The sequence below is a fragment of the Streptomyces sp. CC228A genome, from assembly GCF_021390935.1.
Taxonomy (GTDB): Bacteria; Actinomycetota; Actinomycetes; order Streptomycetales; family Streptomycetaceae; genus Streptomyces.
This window is the reverse complement of sequence record NZ_JAJPUI010000004.1, coordinates 497,202-513,361: the sequence shown is the minus strand read 5'-3', so window position 1 is coordinate 513,361 and position 16,160 is coordinate 497,202. Positions and strand designations below refer to the sequence as shown.

The 16,160-nt window shown below is 75.1% G+C and carries 9 protein-coding genes and 1 pseudogene; 4 read left to right on the top strand and 6 right to left on the bottom strand.

Going from position 1 to position 16,160, the window contains the following annotated elements:
- Positions 1 to 15 precede the first annotated feature (15 nt).
- The 3 genes and pseudogenes from L6E17_RS15150 to L6E17_RS15140 all read right to left on the bottom strand — a co-directional run bounded on the left by L6E17_RS15150 (position 16) and on the right by L6E17_RS15140 (position 3,516).
- Complete coding sequence (locus tag L6E17_RS15150) at positions 16 to 852, bottom strand: carbohydrate ABC transporter permease (protein WP_236241288.1); 837 nt, start codon at positions 850 to 852, stop codon at positions 16 to 18.
- Positions 849 to 1,756, bottom strand: a pseudogene (locus L6E17_RS15145) (carbohydrate ABC transporter permease). Before L6E17_RS15145 ends, L6E17_RS15150 begins: the two are co-directional and overlap by 4 nt.
- A gap of 455 nt (positions 1,757 to 2,211) precedes the next feature.
- Complete coding sequence (locus L6E17_RS15140) at positions 2,212 to 3,516, bottom strand: extracellular solute-binding protein (protein ID WP_236241287.1); 1,305 nt, start codon at positions 3,514 to 3,516, stop codon at positions 2,212 to 2,214.
- A gap of 259 nt (positions 3,517 to 3,775) precedes the next feature.
- On the opposite strand from L6E17_RS15140, the gene L6E17_RS15135 reads away from it, so the two are divergent.
- The gene (locus tag L6E17_RS15135) at positions 3,776 to 6,580 is read left to right on the top strand and encodes a glycosyl hydrolase (protein ID WP_236241286.1); all 2,805 of its coding nucleotides are present in this window, start codon (positions 3,776 to 3,778) and stop codon (positions 6,578 to 6,580) included.
- A gap of 190 nt (positions 6,581 to 6,770) precedes the next feature.
- Here the strand turns inward: L6E17_RS15135 and L6E17_RS15130 are convergent, their stop codons facing one another.
- Positions 6,771 to 7,826 carry a LacI family DNA-binding transcriptional regulator gene (locus L6E17_RS15130; RefSeq protein ID WP_236241285.1) on the bottom strand — a complete coding sequence of 352 codons (1,056 nt, stop codon included), beginning with the start codon at positions 7,824 to 7,826 and terminating at the stop codon, positions 6,771 to 6,773.
- A 278-nt stretch (positions 7,827 to 8,104) separates the two neighbouring features.
- Here L6E17_RS15130 and L6E17_RS15125 point away from each other — a divergent pair, with 278 nt between their 5' ends.
- The 3 genes from L6E17_RS15125 (at position 8,105) to L6E17_RS15115 (ending at position 13,772) form a co-directional block, all read left to right on the top strand.
- On the top strand, positions 8,105 to 10,339 hold the full coding sequence (locus tag L6E17_RS15125) for a Xaa-Pro dipeptidyl-peptidase (RefSeq protein WP_374109061.1): 2,235 nt from the start codon (positions 8,105 to 8,107) through the stop codon (positions 10,337 to 10,339).
- A complete protein-coding gene (locus L6E17_RS15120) occupies positions 10,245 to 11,645 on the top strand; it encodes a M14 family metallocarboxypeptidase (protein WP_374109060.1) in 1,401 nt (466 codons plus the stop codon). The genes L6E17_RS15125 and L6E17_RS15120 overlap by 95 nt, the downstream gene beginning before the upstream one ends.
- Before the next feature lie 486 nt (positions 11,646 to 12,131).
- Entirely contained in the window at positions 12,132 to 13,772 is a 1,641-nt protein-coding gene (locus L6E17_RS15115; RefSeq protein ID WP_236241283.1) for an ABC-F family ATP-binding cassette domain-containing protein, read from the top strand.
- Positions 13,773 to 13,866: 94 nt separating this feature from the next.
- On the opposite strand, the gene L6E17_RS15110 is transcribed toward L6E17_RS15115, so the two are convergent.
- Entirely contained in the window at positions 13,867 to 14,085 is a 219-nt protein-coding gene (locus L6E17_RS15110) for a hypothetical protein (RefSeq protein ID WP_236241282.1), read from the bottom strand.
- 290 nt (positions 14,086 to 14,375) lie between these two features.
- Positions 14,376 to 15,905 (bottom strand): hypothetical protein, encoded by a 1,530-nt coding sequence (locus L6E17_RS15105; RefSeq protein WP_236241281.1) that lies wholly within the window; start codon positions 15,903 to 15,905, stop codon positions 14,376 to 14,378.
- Between the last annotated feature and the right edge of the window lie 255 nt (positions 15,906 to 16,160).

Sequence of the window (16,160 nt, the reverse complement as noted above, 5' to 3'; positions counted from 1 at the left end):
GCGGCGGAGGCGGCGCTACCCCTTGACTGCGCCCTGCATGATGCCGCCGACGATCTGCCGGCCCAGCAGACCGAAGACGAGCAGCACGGGCAGCGTCCCCAGCAGGGTGCCCGCCATGATCACGGACTGGTCGTGGACGTAGCCGCCGCCCAGCTGGCGCAGCGCGACCTGCACCGTCGGGTTCTGCGAGGACAGCGCCACGATGGGCCAGAAGAAGTCGTTCCAGGCGGCCATGAAGGTCAGCAGGCCCAGCACGGCCATGCCCGGCCGGGCGATGGGCACCACGATCGACCAGAAGATCCGTGCCGTGGAGGCCCCGTCCACGCGGGCCGCCTCGATGAGCTCGTCCGGCAGGGCCTGCACCAGGAACTGGCGCATGAAGAACACCCCGAAGGCGGAGACCAGGCCGGGCAGGATCACCGACTGGAGCTGGTTCACCCACTGGAGTTCGGCGATGAGCATGAACAGCGGGATGACCCCGAGCTGCGGCGGGATCATCATGGTGCCCACGGTGACCGCCAGCAGCGCGTTCCGGCCCTTGAACCGCAGTTTGGCGAAGGCGAACCCGGCGAGGGTGCAGCACAGCACCGTGCCCAGGGTGATGGAACCCGACACGATCAGCGAGTTCACGAGGGCCAGGCCGATGTCGGCCTCCTCCATCACGGCCTCGAAGTTGCGCAGCAGGTTCGGCCCCGGCAGCAGCGAGGGCGGCACCTGCGCCAGGTCCGCGTTGGAGCGGCTGGCGGCGACGATGGTCCAGTAGAACGGGAAGGCGGACACGAGCACCGCGGCGACGAGGATCGCGTACGCGAGCTTCCCCCCGTGCAGCGTACGTCCGGCACGCGAGGTCACCGGCCGGCCTCCTTACGGGAACGACGGCGCGCGAGCAGGGCGTTGGCCCCCACGAGCACCAGGATGAGCAGGAACATCACCCAGGCGATCGCCGCGGCCCGGCCCAGGTGGAAGAACCCCCAGCCCTGCTCGTACAGGTACAGCCCGAGCGTCTGGTACTGGTGCGAGATGCCGCCCGAGACGGATCCCTCGTACAGCAGCGGCTCACCGAACAGCTGGGTCGCCCGATGGTCGACACCACCACCGTGAACACGATGGTCGGCCGCAGACCGGGCAGCGTGACGTGCACGAACTGCCGCCAGCGGGAGGCGCCGTCCATCTCGGCGGCCTCGTACAGCTCGCTGGGTATGGACTGCATGCCGGCGAGGTAGATGAGCGCGTTGTAGCCCGTCCACCGCCAGATGACGATGGTGGACACGGCGATCTGCGAGGCGACGGTCCCGGTCTGCCAGTCGACGGGCCCGAACCCGACGAGCCCCAGCACGTAGTTGACCAGACCGAAGTCCCGCCCGAACAGCTGCGCGAAGACCAGGGTCGCGGCGGCGACGGAGGTGGCGTACGGCAGGAGCATGGCCGTGCGGAAGAACGTCCGCCCGCGGAGCTTGTAGTTGAGCAGGTGGGCGAGCCCCAGAGCCATCACGAGCTGCGGCACGGTGGAGAGCACGCCGATGGTGAACGTGTTGCGCAGCGCGGTCCAGAAGTACGGATCGGTGAAGACCGCGGCGTAGTTGCCGAGGCCCCGCCACTGCATGTCGCCGGGCGTCTGGAGTTCGACGCGGTACAGGGAGACGAACGCGGTGTAGAGGAGAGGGAACAGCCCGAAGGCGAGGAACAGCCCGAAGAACGGGGTGATGTAGGCGTACGGCGAGACGGCGCGCCAGGCGCGTCGCGCGGCGAGGGTCACGGTGCGGCCCTTCGTGTCGTGGCGGACGGTGAGGAGCGGGGTGCGGCCCGGCGCACGGCTCGGGGAGGCGGTGCCCGGCCGGCGCCCTGTACGGGGCCGCCCTCGGCGCGCGGGCCCGGCCCGGTGAGGGCGTTCCCTGCCGGCTCCGGGGCGGGCGGGCGAGGGCCGGTTCGGTGGGGTGGTTCGGTGGGTGGGGGCGGTGGGGTGAGGGCGGTGGGGTGAGGGCGGTGGGGTGCGGGCGGCCCCCGCGCCCCCGCGCACCCGCGCCCCTGCGACCCCGCGCCCCCGGACGGCCGGCGGGCAGCGCCGACCGGCCGGGGGGACCAGGGGGCCGCAGGCGCGCCGGAGCCACCAGGGCCGCAGGCAGGAGCGAGGCGCGAGGAGCGGCGAGCAGAGGCGCGCGGCAGGTCCCCGCGTCCCGGCCTCGGGCGCCCCCGCCCCGCACCCCCGCGCGGTCAGCCCATCACGTTGGCCACGCCCCGCTTCGCGTTGGCCCATGCCTTGTCCGGCGCCAGGCCCTTGCGCTCGACCTCGCTCAGCGCGTTCGTGATCTGGTCCGCCACGTTCTTGTCGTGCACGCCCAGCACCTGGACCGGCGCCGCCTTCGCCGCGTCACCGAAGATCTGCCCGATCGGGGCGTTCGAGAAGTACGGGTCCTTGGCGTCCGCCACGGAAGCGATCGCCCCGGTCGCCGAGGGGAAGTTGCCCTGCTTCTCGAACAGCTTGGCCTGCTGCTCGGGCGCCGTCAGCCACTTGATCAGCTCGTACGCCTCCTTCTTGTGCTTGGCCGCCCGCGGGACCGCGAGGTACGAGCCGCCCCAGTTTCCGGCGCCGCCCGGCAGCTTCGCGATGTCCCACTTGCCCGCGCCGGCGTCACCGGCCTGCCCCTTGATGTAGCCGAGCATCCACGCCGGGCACGGGAGCGTGGCGAAGGACCCCGCCGCGAACGCCTGGTTCCACTGCGGCGACCACTGGTCGAGCTTGGCGCTCAGCCCCGCCTCCGCCGCCCCGGCCGCCGCGTCCCACGCGGCCTTGACGGCCGGGTTCGTGTCGTAGACCAGTGCGCCGGAGGCGTCGTAGTAGCGCTCCTCCTCCTGCCCGATCATGATCGTGAACAGGCTGCCCATGCTGTCCATCCACGCGCTGCCCGCGGGCGCCTTCGCCTTGTACTGCTTGCCGAGCTCCAGGTAGCCGTCCCAGGTGGACCACCGCTTCGCGAGTTCCTCGCGGTCCGTGGGCAGGCCCGCCTGCTTCAGCAGGTCGCTGCGGTAGCACATCGCCTCCGGTCCGACGTCCGTGCCGAGGCCCAGCACCCGCCCGTCCTGCGTCGTCGCGGCCGACCACTTGGCCTCGGCGAACTCGTCCTTGAGCTCGGCCGCGCCGTACCGGTTCAGGTCCTCGAACTTGTCGGCCTGCTGCTGCGTGACCGAGGCGATGCGGCCGACCTCGATGCCCTGCACGTCGGCGAGTCCACCGCCGCCCGCGAGCCGGGTCTGCAAGCTCTTCCAGTAGTCCTGCTCGTCCTCGGTGTCCGTCTGCTTGATCGTGATGCCGGGGTGCAGCTTCTCGTACGCGTCGTACAGCCCGGCCTCCTTGTAGCCGAAGGAGCCGAACAGGTCGACGGTCAGCGTGATGTCGCCTCCCGCGGCGTCGGACGACGCGTCCGTACCGCCGGATCCGCAGGCGGCGAGCAGGGAACCGGCGAGCGCGACCGCCCCGACTCGTACGGCGGCCCTTCTGGCGGCTCGGGCGATGGGCATGAGAAGCCTCCCTTGGCTTCGATCGAGCGTGAGACCGCGTCTGAGAGCGCTCTCAAAGAACTTGCCTGGAGGGTGCCCCGGCGGCCCGGTCCCCGTCAAGACTCGAACGGATAACGGCGCACCGGGGCCTGAACTCCCCTCCGTGTCGCGTGTATTGACAGCCCTGTTTCAGGAGTTTTACGTTCCAGGACGTCTGAGAGCGCTCTCGAAAACGAGTCCCGCCGCTCTCCCGCCGCTCTCATCCCCCCTGAGGTGACCCATGAGAACCCCCGGCACCCCCCGCAGCCACCCCCGCCGATCCCTCCGCGGGAAACCCCGAAGAGCCGCCCTGGCCGCCCTCGCCACCGCCCTCGCGGCGGTCGGCCTCACCGGACCCGCGGCGGCCCCCGCCTCCGCCGCCACCGTCCCCGTCGGCTCCGGCAGCTACTCCGACACCCGCCCGCCCGGCACCTCGGGCCCCACCACCAACACCGGCACCCCCGTCACCCCCAAGGTCACCGCGGCCGCACAGGGCAAGCCGGTCCCCACCAACGACTGGTGGTCGAGCCTCGCCTTCCAGCGCTACGGCGACAACCCGTACTCCACCCCCATGTACGGCCACCCCCTCACCTACCAGGCGACCTCCGCGGGCCTCGACATCGGCTACCCCACCACCCCCGCCATCGTCGGGGACGGCCGCCAGTACGAGTACGCCCACAAGCGCGACCTCACCCTGGGGCTCACCGGCCTCAACTCGCCCGACACCAAAGCCGACTCCTGGTCCGACTGGACCGTCACCCCGTACTGGTCCGACGGCACCCGCACCCTGCGGGCCACCATCGGCCACGGCCTGCCCTTCGTGTACGCCAAGGGCACCGGCGGCAGCGCACGCGTCACCACCGCCTCCGCGCCCACCGTCTTCGCCGACCGGGGCAACGTCCTCGGCATCACCGTCGCCGGCCACCACTACGCCCTCTTCGCACCCACGGGCACCGACTGGAACGTCTCCGGCTCCACGATCACCGCGGGCCTCGGCGGCAAGGACTACTTCTCGCTCGCCGTCCTGCCCTCCACCAGCGCCCTGACCACGTACCAGAAGTACGCGTACAGCTTCGTCACCGGCTCCCGCGCCGACTGGTCCGTCACCGGCGGCACCGTCCGCGCCACCTACACGCTCACCACCCAGCCGCAGGAGGGCACCGAGACCGGCACGCTGCAGGCCCTCTACCGCCACCAGTGGCTGCACACCTCCGACGCGCTCACCCCGTACACCTACGTCTCGCCGCGCGGCACCATGAAGGTCCGCGAGTCGCGGACCTTCACCACCAGCCAGCCGGCCGCCCCCGTGCTCCCGGCGCTGCCCAGGGCGTCCGGCACGGACGCGGCCCGGCTGCGCGGCCACCTCGACGCGGTCGTGAACGCCGCCGACCCGTTCTCCGGCGCCACCGACACCTACTGGACCGGCAAGGCCCTCGGCCGGCTCGCCCAACTCGTCCCGCTCGCCGACCAGATCGGTGAGACGGGCACCCGCGACCGGCTGCTCGCCCTCGTCAAGGGCCGCCTGCAGGAGTGGTTCACGGCCGGCGGCGCCTCCGAGTTCAGCTACGACCGCACCTGGCGCACCCTCACCGGCTACCCCGCCTCCTTCGGCAGCGACACCGAACTCAACGACCACCACTTCCACTACTCGTACTACGTCCACGCCGCGGCCATCGTCGCCCAGTACGACCCCGCGTGGGCCGCCGACTCGGCCTGGGGCGGCATGGTGAAGACCCTCATCCGGGACGCCGCCAACCCCAGCCGCACCGACGCCGCCTTCCCCTTCCTGCGCGGTTTCGACGTCTACGCCGGCCACAGCTGGGCCTCCGGCCACCAGGGCTTCGCCGCCGGCAACAACCAGGAGTCCTCGTCCGAGTCGACCAACCTCAGCGCCGGACTCGTCCTGTGGGGCGCCGCCACCGGCGACGCCGCCCTGCGCGACCTCGGCAGCTACCTCCTGACCACCGAGTCCGAGGCCGTCGCCCAGTACTGGTTCGACGCCGACCAGCAGGTCTTCCCCGCCTCCTTCGGCCATGACACGGCCGGCATGGTGTGGGGGAGCGGCGCCGCCTACGCCACCTGGTGGACCGCGAACCCGGAGGAGATCCACGGCATCAACGTCCTGCCGGTGACCGCCGGCAGCTCCCTCCACCTCGCCGCCCGCAAGGACGCGATCCGCCGCAACATCGCCGAGCTGGAGCGGGAGAACGGCGGCCCCGCCGTCGAGTGGCGGGACATCCTGTGGGAGTTCCAGGCCCTCGCCGACCCGGCCGCGGCCAAGGCGAAGTGGGACGCCGGCCACGCCGCGTACACCCCGGAGCAGGGCGAGTCGAAGGCGCACACCTACCACTGGCTCACCACCCTCGACACGCTCGGCGCCCCCGACCCGTCGGTGACCGGCGACCTTGCGGCGTCGGCGGTCTTCACCAAGGGCACGACACGGACGTACGCGGCCCACAACCACGGCTCCGCGCCCCGTACCGTCACCTTCTCCGACGGTGCCAAGCTCACCGTCCCGGCCCGCTCCACGGCCACCGGCACCGGCACCGGCGGCACCGACCCGTCCACCGGGAGCACCTTCGAGCTGCGCAGCGGCGGCTCCCTCACCACCGCCACCGGCGGCACGCCCGGCAGCGACACCATCGCCTCGGCGGGCGGGGCCAACCACGACGGCACCCCGCACCAGCCCCTGGTGTACGAGGCCAGGAACGTGCACGGCACGCTGAAGCCCGGGGCCGCCACGGCGTTCCGGCTCCAGGTCGACGCCGGTACCGCGGTCGCCCTCGGCCAGCAGGCCCGCGTCAGCTACGACCTGACGGGTGACGGCACCTTCGAACGGACCGAGACCTACCACTACTTCGCGACGGACCCGGTGGCCGGGTGGGAGGAGTACAACCAGACCCGCGGCCTGAAATCGGCGGCGGGCACCCTCGGCGACCTGCGGGGCGGCACGGTCCGCCTGGAGGTGTGGGCCGCCATCGGCGACGGCACCGCCCGGCTCCAGACGGGCACGGACCGGTCGGTGCTGGTCATCCCGTACGCGTAGGGAACGGCCCGCCGCGGTCCCTGCGGAAGGGGCCGCGGCGGGCGCGGTCCCGGGTGCGCGGACGGACTCGCCGCGGCGGGCGCGGTCCGGCGGCGTCCGGGGTGCACGCGGCTCAGGCGCTCAGCACCGCACGCGGCTCAGGGGCTCGGCGGCTCCGGGGCGGTGGCGGGCGGCGCCGCGGCCCGGGGAGTCACGCCGACGCCCGGCGCACCAGCTCCGTCGGCGTGATCACCGAGCCCGGCGCGGTCTCCGCCGCCCCGGGCCCGCCGCCGTCCTGGTCGATGGAGCGCATCAGCAGTCGGACCATCAGGCGGCCCATGCCCTCGATGTCCTGGCGGACCGTCGTCAGCGGCGGGTCCGTCATCTCGGCGACCGACGCCATGTCGTCGAAGCCGACCAGCGCCACGTCCTGCGGCACCCGCAGCCCCCGCTCCCGCAGCACGCGCAGGGCGCCCGACGCCATCAGGTCGTTGCCCGCGAACACCGCGTCCAGGTCGGGCCGTCGCTCCAGCAGCTCCGCCATCGCGCGGGCGCCGCTCTCCACGGTGAAGTCGCCCTGCGCCACCAGCCCCGGGTCGGCGTCCAGCATCAGCACGTCGCGGTAGCCGTCCAGCCGGTCCACGGCGGACGTCTGGTCGCGCGGCCCCGCGATGTGGGCGATGCGCCGCCGCCCCAGCGCGACCAGGTGGCGCACCGCCTCACGGGCCCCGCCCCGGTTGTCCGCGTCCACGTACGGCACCGCGGGGGCGCCGTGCGGACCGGACCAGCCGGGCCGCCCTCCGAACACGGTGGGCACGTGCATCCTGCGGATGATCGACGGCAGTTCGTCGTCGTCGTGCACCGAGAAGGCCAGCGCGCCGTCGACGTGGCCGCCGCCCAGGTAGCGGGCGATCCGGTCGTACTCGCCCGGCCCCTCCACCCACAGCAGCACCAGCTGCGAGTCGTGCGCGGTCAGCTCGCGGCTGATGCCGCGCACCTGCTGCTCGAAGAACGGGTCGGAGAAGACCCGGAACTCCGGCTCCGCGATGATGACGGCGACCGCGCCGTTGCGCCGGGTCACCAGGGTCCGCGCCGCGTGGTTCGGGATGTAGCCGAGTTCCTCGACGGCCCTGCGCACCCGCTCCACCAAGGGCAGGCGCACGCCCGCCCCGCCGTTCACGACACGGGAGACCGTTGCCCGGGACACCCCCGCGCGGGCGGCGACGGCTTCCAGGGTGGGACGGACCCCAGGGGTCGGATCGGGCAAGACAGACTCCTCGGAACGCTGCGGCAGGGCGTACACCAGTCAGAATATCCGGTCGGACGCGCTCTGAGAGCGCTCTCACCCCTCTGTCCGGCGCCAAGCCCGGTCCTGCCCGCCGGGGCGGCCGGGGCCGCGCGACGTGCGCGGCCGCCCCGGCCGAGCAGCGCCCCGGCCGCCGCCGCGCGACGCGCGGCAGGCCCCGCCACCTGGGATATCCCCTCGGTCGCCTCAAGGGCCCTCTTTCGAGCACGAGTTGGGCGCAGTACCGTCCGCCCATGCCGATGCTGACGCCCCTCCGCGCGCGCAGACCCCACCCTTCGAGCAGACCCCGCCCTTCGAGCAGCCGCCTCCCCGCGGGCCGCATCCTGGCGACGGCGGCCGCCGCCCTCGCCACCACCCTCGCGACCGTCCTCGCCCCGCCGCCCGCCGCCGCCCGCGCAGCGGCGCCCGCCGCCGAGGCCCCCGGAGCCCCCGCACCCGAAGCCCGCGCCTCCGCGCCCGTCTACGCGTACGAGAACGCCATCCGCGAGTCCGTCTGGGTCGACACCGGGCTCGACGGCGACGGCGACGGCGCCACCGACCGGGTCGCGGCCGACATCATCCGCCCCCGCGAGGCCGCCCAGCAGGGCCGCAGGGTCCCCGTCATCATGGACGCCAGCCCGTACTACTCCTGCTGCGGGCGCGGCAACGAGAGCCAGAAGAAGACGTACGCCGCGGACGGCACTCCCGTGCAGTTCCCGCTGTTCTACGACAACTACTTCGTGCCGCGCGGCTACGCCTTCGTCGCCGTGGACCTCGCCGGAACCAACCGCTCCGACGGCTGTGTCGACGTCGGCGGCCGCTCCGACATCCTCTCCGCCAAGGCCGTCGTCGACTGGCTGAACGGCCGGGCCCGCGGCTACACGACCCGCACCGGCACCCGGCCCGCCCGCGCCACCGGCTGGACCACCGGCGCCACCGGTATGATCGGCAAGAGCTGGGACGGCACCATCGCCAACGGCGTCGCCGCCACGGGCGTACGCGGTCTGAAGACGATCGTGCCGATCGGCGCCATCTCCACCTGGTACGACTACTACTTCTCGCAGGGGGCCCCGCTCTACGGCTCCGGCCCCGACCGGCTGTCCCACTACGTCAACAGCCCCGAGGCCCGCACCCGCTGCCAGGCCGTGCAGCAGCGCCTCGTCGACGGCGCCCCGCGCTCCGGCGACCGCACCCCGCTGTGGGACGAGCGGGACTACGTGCCCGACGCCTCCCGGGTCCGCGCCAGCGTCTTCGCCGTCCACGGCATGCAGGACCTCAACGTCCGCAGCGGCCACCTCGGCACGTGGTGGCAGGCCCTGGCCGCGCACGGCGTGGAGCGCAAGATCTGGCTGTCCCAGACCGGGCACGTCGACCCCTTCGACTTCCGCCGCGCCGCGTGGGTCCGCACCCTGCATCGCTGGTTCGACCACTATCTCCTCGGATACGACAACGGAGTCGAACGGGAGCCCATGGCCGACATCGAACGCGCACCCGACCGGTGGACCACCGACCGGACCTGGCCGCCGTCCCGGACGGCCACCACCACCCTGCGCCCCGCCCCCGGCCGCGCGCCCGGCGTCGGCACGCTCGGACTGCTGCCCGCACCGCCGGGAGCCACCGAGACGTTCACCGACGACCCGCTCCTCGGCGAGACCGACTGGGCGGCGCACATCGACCGGACCACCCCGGCCAAGGCGGGCTTCACCACCCGGCCCCTCAGCCGCGACCTGCGCCTCGCGGGCTCCCCGAAGGTCACGGTCACCGCCACCCCGTCCACCACGAGCGCCCATCTGACGGCCGTCCTCGTCGACCTCGGCCCGGCCGTGATCCGCAACCACACCGGCGACGGCGAAGGCATCACCACCCTGCCGCACCGCACCTGCTGGGGCGCCGACCGGGACGGCGACAGCGCCTGCTACCAGGAGACCCGAGCCGACACGGCGCAGGTGGACTACACCGTCATCAGCCGCGGCTGGGCCGACCTCGGCACCTGGGCGGACCCGCACCGGGGGCGGCCGCTGACCCCCGGCCGGCCGCACACGCTCACCATCGACCTGCACGCCACCGACCACGTCGTCCCGGCAGGACACCGCCTCGCCCTCATCATCGGCGGCACCGACCGGTACCTCGTCACGCCGCCCCCCTCCACGCCGACGCTCACCCTCGACCTGGCCCGCACCACCGCCAGGCTTCCCGTCGTCGGCGGCACCCTCGCCTACGCCCTGGCCACCCTGCCGCGCCCCGGCGCCTCCGCCACCGCACCGCCCGACGGGACGGCGACGGCCCCGCCCGAGGCGTCGAACCCGCAGTCCGGTGCGGCGCAGCCCCCGCAGTCCGGCCCGGCGCCGGTCCCGCCGTCCGGCTCGGCGCCGCCAGAGGCGCAAAGCCCGCCCGGTGCTGCTGCTCCGCCGCCCGGCACGGAGGCGGCCCCGCTGCGCGGAGTGGCCGCACCGCGCCCGCCCCAGGCGGTCCCCGCGCCGGGAGCCGCCCGGTGAGCCCCCGCCGACCCCCGGCCTGCTGCGCGCCCTCGCCCTGACGGCCTGCGCGGCCGCCCTGGCCGCCACCGGAGCCTCCGCCCAGGCGGCACCGCCCCCGCCCGGGCCGCCCCGCACCGGATTCGAGGACAGCGGAGGGGCCCGCTGGACCGGACTCGACGAGGAGCAGCGCTTCCTCGCCGCCGTCGACCGGGGCAGCGACCGGATGGCCACCGCCACCATCGGCACGACCGGCCAGGGCCGCCCCCTGCGCCTCGTGCGGATCGCCGCCGACCGGCCAGGGCCCGCCCCCACGACGGTCCTCCTCGTGTGCAGCCAGCACGGTGACGAGCCGTCCGGCCGCGAGGCGTGCCTCACCACCATCCGCGACCTCGCCTACGCCCGGGACCCCGGCACCCGGCGCTTCCTCGCCCGGACCACCCTGCTCGTCGTGCCGACCGCCAACCCCGACGGCCGCGCCGCCGGAACCCGCGGCAACGCCGACGGCATCGACGTCAACCGCGACCACCTGGCCCTGCGCACCGCCGAGGCCCGGGCCCTGGCGGCCGTGCTGCGCGACCACCGCCCGCACGTGGTGCTCGACCTGCACGAGTACAGCGGCACACCGCCCTACTACGCCAAGGACCTGCTGTCCCTCTGGCCCCGCAACCCCAACACCCACCCCCGCCTCCACCGCGAGGCCCGCACCCTCTCCGAGGAGTACGTCCGCCCGGCCGCGGAGCGCGCGGGCTTCAGCAGCGGCGTGTACGGCATCTGGACGGACCCGGTGACGGGCGAACCGGTCCGGCAGGTCGCCGGGGACGGCCAGGAGCGCATCCTGCGCAACACCACGGGCCTCAAGCACGCGGTCGGCCTCCTCGTCGAGACCCGCGTCGAGCCCGCGGCGCCCGCGGGGCGGGACGACCCCGCCCGCGACCACCGGCGCCGCGTCGACACCCAACTGGCCGCGCTGGACGGGGCCTTCGCCTTCATCGACGAGCGGCGCGCCCGCATCGGGGCGGCCGCTGCCGTGGCGCGCCTCACCGGCTACGCGGACCGGGGGCCGGTGATGCTGGGCGGCGCCGACAACGAACCGCCGGAACCAGGGGAGGTCCTCGCGGACCCGCCCTGCGCCTACCGGCTCGGCCCGGCCGCCCCCGCCGAGGCGCGTGACGAACTGGCCCTGCACGGACTGCGGACGGTGCCCGCACGGGACGGCGGAGTCCTCGTACCGCTGCGGCAGTCCCTGCGGGCGCTGGTACCCCTGCTGCTGGACACACGCGCCGCGCACCCGATCGCCGAGGGCACACCCGTACGGCGCTGCTGACCGCCGCGCGCACCCCGCGGCGGGGGCGGCGCGGTCGGCCCCGGCACAGGCGGCCCGCCCACTCCGCGGCCCCTGGCCGGGCTGCCCCACTCCGCGGCCCCTGGCCGGGCTGCCCCCTCCGCAGCCTCTGCCGGGCTGCCTCCGCCCACCCCGCGGCTCCCGCCGCGCTGCCCCACTCTGCGGCCCCTGCCGGGTTGCCTCCCCGCGCTGCCCGCGCGGCGCTGCCCGCGCGGCGCCGCGCCCCGCCGGATGCGCGCCGCGCGCACCCGCGGCGGGGCGGCGCGGTCGGCCCCGGCACAGGCGGTCCCATGGCCACCCCGCAGCCCCTGCCCGGCTGCACCGCCGCGCAGCCCGACCGCTCCACCACCCCCGACCGCTCCACCACCCCCGACCGCCACGCCCCCGCCCCCGCACCGCCGCGGGCGGCAGTCGCGCCACCGCCTCGTGCCCGCGGGTCGACGCCCGCTGGCTAGGATCGGGCTCCTGATGACTGCCACACTCGTTGCCAAGCACCTCGCCGCCGCGCACGGCGAGCGGTCCCTCTTCTCCGGCCTCGACCTCGTCGTCGCCCCCGGGGACGTGATCGGCCTCGTCGGCGTCAACGGCGCGGGGAAGTCCACCCTCCTCCGGCTCCTCGCCGGGCTCGACACCCCCGAGCACGGCGAGATCCGGCTGTCGCCGCCCGCCGCGACCGTCGGCCACCTCCCCCAGGAGCCCGAGCGCCGCGCCGGGGAGACCGTGCGGGACTTCCTCGCCCGCCGCACCGGGGTCGCCGCCGCGCAGTCCGCCATGGACGCCGCCACGCAGGCCCTCGTCGACGGCGCGCCCGGCGCGGACGACGCGTACGCCGCGGCCCTGGAGCGCTGGCTGGACCTGGGCGGCGCGGACCTGGACGAGCGCGCCGAGGAGACCGCCGCGGCGCTGGGCCTGGACGTCGGGCTCGACCAGCCCATGACCGGGCTGTCCGGCGGCCAGGCCGCCCGCGCGGGCCTCGCCTCCCTCCTCCTGTCCCGCTACGACGTGTTCCTGCTGGACGAGCCGACGAACGACCTGGACCTCGACGGCCTGGAACGGCTGGAGGGCTTCGTCCGGGGCCTGCGCGCCGGGACCGTCGTCATCAGCCACGACCGCGAGTTCCTCGCCCGCACCGCCACGAGGATCCTCGAACTCGACCTGGCGCAGCAGACGACCACCCTGTACGGCGGCGGTTACGAGGCGTACCTGGAAGAGCGCGACACCACCCGGCGCCACGCACGCGACGACTACGAGGAGTACGCCGACAAGAAGGCGGCCCTGGAGGCGCGCGCCCGCATGCAGCGCTCCTGGATGGACAAGGGCGTCAAGAACGCCCGCCGGAAGGCGGGCGGCGACAACGACAAGATCGGCCGCAAGTTCCGCAGCGAGGCGAGCGAGAAGCAGGCCGCGAAGGCCCGACAGACCCAGCGCATGATCGAGCGCCTCGACGAAGTGGAGGAGCCCCGCAAGGAGTGGGAGCTGCGGATGGAGATCGCCGCCGCACCGCGTTCCGGAGCGGTCGTGGCGACCCTGCGGGACGCGGAGGTGCGCCGCGGGGACTTCACGTTCGGCCCGGTCTCGCTCCAGGTCGACTGGGCCGACCGGATCGCCGTCACCGGGGCGAACGGCTCGGGCAAGTCCACCCTGCTCGCCGCCCTGCTCGGCAGGCTGCCGCTGGACGCCGGGCACGCGGCGCTGGGCTCGGGCGTGCTCGTGGGCGAGGTGGACCAGGCGCGGTGCCTCTTCCACGGCTCCGAGACGCTGCTGGACGCGTTCGGCGCGGCCGTGCCCGACACGGAACCGGCGGACGTCCGCACCCTGCTCGCGAAGTTCGGCCTGAAGGCCGCGCACGTGCTCCGCCCGGCGACGACGCTCTCCCCGGGCGAGCGCACCCGCGCGGCCCTCGCCCTGCTGCAGGGCCGGGGCGTCAACCTGCTGGTCCTCGACGAGCCGACCAACCACCTCGACCTGCCCGCGATCGAGCAGCTGGAGTCCGCCCTCGACGCGTACGAAGGCACGCTGCTGCTCGTCACGCACGACCGCCGCATGCTGGACGAGGTCCGGGTCACCCGCCGCCTGGAGGTCGCGGGCGGCAAGGTCACGGAGCTCTGACCGACCGGGCCGTCGGCTCCACGTCCGCCCCGGCCCGCGCCGATCCCGCCCCGGGCGGCCCCACTGCCGCTGCCACGGCCGCCGGGTGCCGCCGCTAGGGTCGGTCCTCCGGCTCCTCGTAGGCGTCGAACGTGCTGTACGCCTCCTCATCGGGGGCGGCGTGCTCGACGCGCTCGCGCTCGCGGTCGCGCTCGGCGTCCGACGCTCCGGCGGCGCCGCCCCGCTGCCTGCGCTCCGCCTGCCGCTCCGCCTGCCGCTTCTCCTGCTCGCGGTGCCTGCGGACTTCCTCGGGCTTGTCCCCGATCTGGTTCATGACCGTCTCCGTGGTCCCTCGTCGGTGTGTCCGGTGACGCGGCCAGACTCACACGCCCCGGCCACCCCCGCACCTCGGCCGCCACCCCCGCACCTCGGCCGCCACCCCCGCACCTCGGCCGCCGCCCCCGCATCGCCCCGCTGCCTCCCCCGCACACCCCCGGTCCGCCTCGCCGGGCTCCCGGTCCGTCCGCCGCCGCGCAGCGGTCCGGCGATGGTGACGCGGACGGCCGGTGGCGAACGCCCCCGCCCCGGCCGCGGTCCGCACCGAGCGGAGCCGACCGGTCCTGACTACGGGAGCGGGCAGGTGAAGGGGAGGACGCGTTCGGACAGCTGCCCGGCGAGGTGGCTGTCGGTGAGGGCGGCCTCCGTGAGCCAGTCCGCCCCCGTCAACTGGTCGACCAGGGACGGGAGCTCTGCGGAGCCGACCGGGACGAGGGCGGTCAGGGCGGTCAGGGCGACGCCCTGCTCGTCGGGCCCGAGGCGCCCGGAGGCGTCGGTGCGGGTGGCCAGCGCCAGGGCGAGGAGACGGGTCCCGGCGGCGGCCTTGGCCTTGCGGAGCTTCTTGTCCCCGACGACCTTCTGGGCCCAGCCGGAGAGCCTGGGCCGCATCTTCCTGCCGAACGTGAACGGCCCGGCCCCGTCCTCGGGCGGCACGAGGGACGGCACGGTGATCGGGGTGGGGCTCTCCGGACGGGAGGCGAGCAGGTCGCCGGGCGTGCCGGGCAGGGCAAGCCAGCCGCAGGCCGCCAACTGCGCGACCAGGTCCTCCGGATCACTCAGGCCCAGCGAGGTGAGGTCCTGCCCGACGACGTTGCCGGTCCCGGTGTGCGCGGTGCGAAGGGTCAGCATCAGCACCAGCAGCCGGGCCTCCGCCCCGGGCAGCGGGCTGTGGTCGGCCGCGTACGCGAGGACGGAGCGCGCGTGCTCCCACTGCGCGGGCGCGGTCAGCAGCCGCGCGACGGCCGGGCCGTCGCCGGCGGGCACGCCGCCGGTGCGCTGCAGGTGCTGGAGGCGGATGGCCGCAGCGGCCTGCTCGGCGCGCCGGGCCTCCCACCGCAGGGCGCCGTCGCAGGTGACGTCGGCCCAGCTGCCGAAGGCGCGGGCCTTGCGCTCGTGGAGGTCGGCGAGCAGCGCCAGGTCCGGTTCGGGGCGCTGCTGGTAGGCGCGGAAGAGGTCGCCCAGCTCGACGAGTTCGTCCCGCAGCGATGTGGGATGCAGGTCGTGGGGGATCACCCGCTGGGCGATCTTCTTCTGCGGGGGCGGTGCCGCGCGGGCGCGGAGCGGGGCCCGGCACGTCCCGCGCACCGGCCGCGGCGGCGGAGCGGTCGGAGAACCGGGGGTGCCGGTCGGTGCGGCCGGGGGCCGCTCGGCGGCGGCCACCGGCCCCGGCGCGGGCTGCGCCGTGGCGACGACCCTCGCCGCGGGCATGGCGGCCGCACAGCGGGAACAGCACTCCAGCGCCTGCCACCAGCGGCCCTCCCGGTCGGCGACGACGGCCAGGACGACCGCTCCGCCGCACCGCCAGGGCTGCCCCCGCCCCTCCCGCTCGTCGGGGCGGATGTGCGTGCGGCAGCTGTCGGACCGGCACGCGCAGTACGCGTCGGCACGGGGCGCGGGCGCCGCCTTCAGGTGGGCCTTGAGGTGCGCGACCGCGGCCGCACGGCCCGCCGCCGTGGACGGCAGGCGCTGCTCGGCGCATGTGGGGCGGCTGCACGAGACGCGTACGGCCGCGCTGCCACGCCCTGCGGCGTCCAGCCGGACCGTCCACCTGCGTCCGAGGACCCGCTCGTCCAGCTCGTTGGCCGTGGCCTCCGTCATCCCGCACTTCCTCCTCTACGTCCACCCGCTGCCCGTACGAGCCCCGCACAGCGCCGACCGGCGCGGCCGCGGCGGCCCCGCCGTGCACGGCAGGCGGGCGCGCGGGCCACCGGCGCTGCGAGGACCGGCGGGACCGTCCCGCCCGGAAGGACCGTCACCCCGTGCCCCACCGGGGGCCGACCGGCGCGCCCGACGCAACGCCCCGCGCTCCGGGATCCCGCAGTGCCGCGGCAACCCCCGAAGCAGCAGCGCCGC